Here is a 5,512-nt window from a genome sequence, read left to right on the forward strand (position 1 = left end):
AGTTGAGGCCCTCGCCAAAAAATGGGCAGGCAAGCGCGCCAAACGCAGCTAACCCGCGGCCTGCACCGGAGGGTTACTCTGAAGAGAGCACGAGGTCCGGAGTGCCTAGGAGTCCGGACACGCTTTTTAGATCAAGGACTTAGCCGATCTAACCAATTGAAAGTACTTAAATAAGCATTGCCCATCGTTGCCGACGATCGCGCTATATAGTTATGGTCCGTGGACCCAAATTGGACCCAACATCAGGTCCGGTGACATGCCTCGCACAATGCGCTTGCCGCTGAACCGACTGAATTCGGTGCCGCGCTAATAGTCTAACTATCGTTCTGAACGATCACCGCTGGACTGGTCTGGCGATCTTCGCGCAGTGGCTGCACGCCAGTCGATATGCCGTACGAGCCCCAGGATTGTTCGGGTAACAGGGGTTGCTACGCCACGCTCGTCTGCATGGCGGACCACCGCGCCGCATATCGCCTCGATCTCGGTGGGTCTACCTGCAATAACATCTTGAAGCATGGAAGGCTTATGATGGATGTGGTGTGCGAGCGCATCGGCCAACATCTCTTCCACATGCTGCTGCTCAACGGCAAAGCCGCAGGCGATCGCCGTACTACAAACCTCCGAGACAATCTGAAAAGCCAACGCCCGCGTTTCCGTGTGCGCGCCGATTTGACCCACCGCTGATCCGGTGACTGCGCAAAGGCCGTTCAAAGCGGCGTTGAACGCGACCTTCTCCCAGATCGCCGTTTCGGCATGTGGATCGATTACCGCATTGAGCCCGCTCCGCGCGAAGAGATCGGGAAGGAGGTCCAGCGTCGGCGAGGCAGGTTCGCCTGCCGCCGCGAGCCGAGCAACGCCGCGACCGTGAGATTCGACGCTGCCCGGCCCCCTAATATCGGCGGGGTAGGTTGTGATGCCGATCAGCACATTTCGAGGATCGGCGAACTCGGTGAGAACAAGCTTGTTATCGAGCCCGTTTTGCAGGCTCAAGAGCGCCGTGTTTGGGCCGATCGAGCTACGTATGGCGGTTAGTGCCTGCTTCGTGTGCATCGCCTTCGTGAAGACGATGACGAGGTCGTAGACGGCATTCACCTCGGAGGGAAACAGAACCGGGACGTGAATGCGGCGCTCGCCTGCATCCGTCTTGAGGTTGAGGCCGTTCTTGCGAATCGATTCGACATGAGCGGCATCGAGGTCGATTAGGGTGACATCTGCTCCGGCCTCGAAGAGACTGCCCCCGAATAAGGATCCCATTGCGCCGGCTCCGAGAACGGCGACACCGAATGAGTGGCTGCTCTGGTCGGACATCGTTCCTCTTCCCGGTATTGTCCAGTTCTAGCTGGATTGGCTCATTGTGGCGCAGAACAGCACGCTTCACCTGTCCCGCGGTCCGTCGTCCGATCTCATCGGTTCTTAATGGATAATGATTGCCCAGAGTGCCCGCCGGAGCCTCAGTAGATGACGGCATATCTATCACACATGGTACATTTACTGTACTGAGCCCGAACGCTACCGAGCGCCTAGGTGATTTCCTTTGGGGGGCCTAGCTGTTGGCTTCTTCGCCAAACATTGCCTTCGCTCGACTTCTTGCCAGCGATCCGTAACCAGAATGTCGCAGTTGGGTCAGACTCGCAAAAGCTCGTGCCGAGCATAACGAGTCCGCTATACCCCCGAAAATCGGCATAAGAGCTCACCTTGCGAAGGTCTGCGTCGGGCCGATTAATCACTGGTATCTCTGAGTCGCAACCGCGGCCTTTTTCAACGGAATCGGCCAGTACCCGAAAAGCCAGAAAGCGCCGGCGTTGATCTACGTCAAAGAATGTACGGTGGTGAGCTCCAATATTTTCTTCTCTGCCGAGCACATTGAAGATCAGAAGGGCAGAGTAATTTCACGGTACCCGCATTCTGCACGCGATCAGCGACGCGCAAGTCGTAACTGGGAGGAGAAACCCATGTCACGTACGAAACTCATATTTTCAGCCGCGTTATTGGCCTCGGCCCTTTCAACGCAATTGATTGCTGCTGAGGTTAAGGTCGATCAGCAGACCTGCTATACGGGACCAGCCCACCTCATTCAGCACGCTGACGGAATGGTGGCTGGGTCGTATGCCGTTATCGGTACGTCGCCTGGAACGGAAGGGACCCCATTTCACATGATGTCAGGGCAGTGCCTAGGGGCATTTTCGGACGTCAGCGGCCAGCACGACGAAAACGGCAGTTGCGAGTTCGTGGACGCGGCCGGCGACAAGTACTTTGTCGTGTATTCCCGGAAGGGAGATCCTGCCAAGGCCGAGGGGACGTACCGTGTCGTTCACGGCACGGGCAAATTCGCCGACATGAGCGGAAGCGGGAAATGGATGCCCATCGGTAACTTCCCGCCCAGCGGCATGCCAAACATGTTTAACGGCTGCAATCACGAGTGGGGGGCGTATACCATGAAATAGGTGGCAGGATGTTCGGGAAGGCGCTTGTGCGTCTCTGTGCAAACAAGGCAAGCGCAATGTCGGAGTCGGTTCAAACCGGTAATACTCTGACCGAGCGGAATATTTCCGCTTAGCCCTCAAGATCAAGCACGAGGGCTGAACCACAAGGAGAGCCCAACTTCTGGAGAGCGCGCTGGGTGACATCAGCCGTCGGCGCATCAACGGATGGCCAGACCGCCATGCGCATCCGCCGAACGGCTCTGGGTGACCAGGGAAGGGGTCCAAGGAGGTTTCGAAAATGCGGACGCGAGCAGGTAAGGTCCGCAGGTCTAGCAAGGTGAGTGCCGGTGAGGCTTCAAACCTGATGCGGCGCCCGGCTTTCGAAGAAGCTCGGACAAGGGGGCCTCGGCCTCAGTTAAATCGGACGCCAAATGGCCGTGCTGTTTAGCTTTACATTTCTGGATCTGAAATGCGGGTCAGCATCTTCACGTGCGGTCCTGCCCGTTTGAAGATCGGCTCCCAAAAGGCATAGGCCGTCTCGGCGAAACTCGCGCTTATGGTGAACTTCGTGAGCGCCCCCCGATATGCCGCCTGTCGCCGGCAGCCCTGCCCCTCGACAAGATGCCAGATGAATTGAGCGACCTGGCGCGCATACGTGCTCGGACGCCCTCGGTGGTTGGGTACGATCTCAAGCCGCATGGTCCCGGTGTCGCGCGTCTCTGGTTCGGTGATATTGGCAAGCCAGATGAAGATTGATGGGTCAATACTCCCGGCATAGCCGTCGCGCTTGAGTTGCTGATTGATCATAGAGAACGCGCTGGCGGCTTCTCTGAAGCATTCGCTCAGGATGAAGTTCGCCTGATTCTCCAGCTTGCCGCTCTGAAGATCGTCCAGCAATCTGACCGCCTCGTCTGTGAGCCGCCGCATGTATCGCAGTTGCGGCTGCCTCGCGCCTTCGGATGGTTCCTTCTGCACAACCAGCTCGGGCGCATCCGCGCAGAACTCCGTTGTGGTTTCTTTGCGAACGATCAGAAAATTGCCTTCAAGAGTGGAGCTGCCGATGTCTTTCGACTCGGCTTCGTCTTCCACCCGTGTCTCCACGAGGTTCTTTGCATGGTCCAACGCAGCATTCAGGCTGGCTTTGATGTTTTCAAAAGCTCCGTTTTGATAGTCCTTGGCAATCTCCACCATCATCTCGTTGGTAATGTCGGAATCTAGGAGTTCGTCCTTGCGCGGCGCCGCCGCATTCCGAGATTCAAGCACCGCAACGGGATTCGGAGCCATCGCTTGCCTTGCAAGGATTGTTTGATCAGACGTCTTCTCGCCTGTGTGCTCCGATCGCGGATTGGAAGCAGCAGTCCCGCTGGACAACACAAACAAACCATCGTCAATGGCTCGGCTCGCCGCCGCGGTAAGCTCTACCAGCGAGCGTCGCGCACAGCGCGTATGGCTAGCATGCCGCCGTTTTTGCGTGTGGCTCATGATCTAACGACCCCTCGACAAGCTTTTTCAAGACCCAGCGCCACAGCTCACGAACTTCCTCCGAGGCTCTTCCCTCTTGTGCAAACTCGGTCACGCCTAATCCTGCCCCAAGCGCGTCCTGGTGGTCATTGCGATGTCCGACGTAGGGAAGCGCAAGCACCCCGAGCGAATTGAGCGACGTTGCAGCTTCACTCACGCGGCAGCCCCGCGGTGGCGTCTGATTGAGGACGAAAGCAAATCGGCGGTTGAGCCTACGAATAGCAATCAACGTCGGTATCGCGGCTTCGATGTCGGCCAGACTCGGACGCACCGGGATCAGGCAAAGGTCGGCCCTCGCGATGGCGCGTATGGCCAGTGCATTGTTCGTGGCGGCGGTATCGAGGATCGCAAGCGAGATTCCCTCAGCTTCAAGGCTGACGAGCGCCCCTTCTATTTCGGTGGGATCGGAGACCCGAACGACCCGCGGATAGGGATGGCCGCGCCGTTCTTTCCATTTTGAAATCGTGCCTTGTGGATCCGCCTCGACAATTGCGACTCGGTCCCCGTTCACCATCGCTGCGACTGCAATTCCGACCGCCAGCGTGCTCTTGCCGCTTCCGCCTTTTTGGGTAACCAGAGCAAGGATATACATCTCCTGCGCTTCCCGGATGACAACGACATGAAACGCACGAGTCGTCGAAAAAAATGGGACTACCAATCGGTGACCTACCACTCCTCATCGTGAATCGCATCAAGAGCGAGCGTGGAACTCACAACCAAATCAAGATCCAGCCACTAACGATATACCGCGCTATACGTTGTAACGCTGGCCGGTCCATACATGCGGGCCAAAGGGCCACTTTCAGAGTCCTGAAATTTCAGAGATCAATCCAGCTCCAGGAGTGCTCCAAACTCATTCTCGTTCATCTGCGCAAAATCATAACGCGGGTAAACGTCCCTTGCCTGCCTGAAGAAGAAGTCGCCGAACGCTTTTGCCGCATCGAAGCGCAGCGGGTGATTGACGTGAGCGAAGGCGATCTGGGTGAAGAATGGCTCGGTGCCGGCAATAGCAACAGACTCGATGTGATCTGGGAATATTCGTGCCCAGTAAGAAACTAGATGGTGCCATGTAAAGGCTACGTCCGCGTAACCGCGGGCGACCATCTCAGGAAGATCGCGATGCATGATGCCAAGCCGGCCTGAGAAATCCGCCTCTGCTGCGACGAGAGCATCGGCTGCGGCTTTTCCCAGCAAAGTCTCCGTGGCAGCAAGGCATTTTGCTCGAACATCGCCGGTATCCGGCAGCGCGATCCGCGTACCTGGACGTATCACGTCAGGCAGCCCGCGAATGCCGAGCGGATTACCCTTCCGAACCAGCAGTGCGACGCCGCGATTCCTGCAGAAGAACCGCGCCTCACGCTCGACCACTCCCTGCTGATGCAACTGCCGCAATGGTTCTGGGTAGCCCATGAAGATATCAGGATAGAAGCCGGAGCTACGGCTGACATCGAGCGTGAGGTTGCCAAGCGCAACGCTCCCGGTGCGGATCATCGTAACCCTCCGGTGCAGGCCGCGGGTTAGCTGCGTTTGGCGCGCTTGCCTGCCCATTTTTTGGCGAGGGCCTCAAC

At 57.5% G+C, this 5,512-nt stretch carries 5 protein-coding genes; 1 reads left to right on the forward strand and 4 read right to left on the reverse strand.

The features are described from left to right. Positions 1 to 318: 318 nt before the first annotated feature. Entirely contained in the window at positions 319 to 1,308 is a 990-nt protein-coding gene (locus SO140_RS45190) for a ketopantoate reductase family protein (RefSeq protein ID WP_449384614.1), read from the reverse strand. A gap of 644 nt (positions 1,309 to 1,952) precedes the next feature. On the opposite strand from SO140_RS45190, the gene SO140_RS45195 reads away from it, so the two are divergent. After that, positions 1,953 to 2,444 (forward strand): hypothetical protein, encoded by a 492-nt coding sequence (locus SO140_RS45195; protein ID WP_449384615.1) that lies wholly within the window; start codon positions 1,953 to 1,955, stop codon positions 2,442 to 2,444. A 429-nt stretch (positions 2,445 to 2,873) separates the two neighbouring features. Here SO140_RS45195 and SO140_RS45200 read toward each other — a convergent pair whose 3' ends face one another. The 3 genes from SO140_RS45200 to SO140_RS45210 all read right to left on the reverse strand — a co-directional run bounded on the left by SO140_RS45200 (position 2,874) and on the right by SO140_RS45210 (position 5,435). Then, a complete protein-coding gene (locus SO140_RS45200; RefSeq protein WP_449384616.1) occupies positions 2,874 to 3,905 on the reverse strand; it encodes a hypothetical protein in 1,032 nt (343 codons plus the stop codon). After that, positions 3,874 to 4,536 (reverse strand): nucleotide-binding protein, encoded by a 663-nt coding sequence (locus SO140_RS45205; protein WP_449384617.1) that lies wholly within the window; start codon positions 4,534 to 4,536, stop codon positions 3,874 to 3,876. Before SO140_RS45205 ends, SO140_RS45200 begins: the two co-directional genes overlap by 32 nt. 233 nt (positions 4,537 to 4,769) lie before the next feature. Further along, complete coding sequence (locus tag SO140_RS45210) at positions 4,770 to 5,435, reverse strand: substrate-binding domain-containing protein (RefSeq protein ID WP_449384618.1); 666 nt, start codon at positions 5,433 to 5,435, stop codon at positions 4,770 to 4,772. Positions 5,436 to 5,512: the final 77 nt, after the last annotated feature.

This window comes from Bradyrhizobium sp. UFLA05-108 (genome assembly GCF_059803455.1).

What these genes read in the sequence shown, in the direction of transcription:
- SO140_RS45190 (WP_449384614.1), bottom strand. Translation starts at nt 1,308, where the DNA reads ATGTCCGACCAGAGCAGCCACTCATTCGGTGTCGCCGTTCTCGGAGCC.
- SO140_RS45195 (WP_449384615.1), top strand. Translation starts at nt 1,953, where the DNA reads ATGTCACGTACGAAACTCATATTTTCAGCCGCGTTATTGGCCTCGGCC.
- SO140_RS45200 (WP_449384616.1), bottom strand. Translation starts at nt 3,905, where the DNA reads ATGAGCCACACGCAAAAACGGCGGCATGCTAGCCATACGCGCTGTGCG.
- SO140_RS45205 (WP_449384617.1), bottom strand. Translation starts at nt 4,536, where the DNA reads ATGTATATCCTTGCTCTGGTTACCCAAAAAGGCGGAAGCGGCAAGAGC.
- SO140_RS45210 (WP_449384618.1), bottom strand. Translation starts at nt 5,435, where the DNA reads ATGATCCGCACCGGGAGCGTTGCGCTTGGCAACCTCACGCTCGATGTC.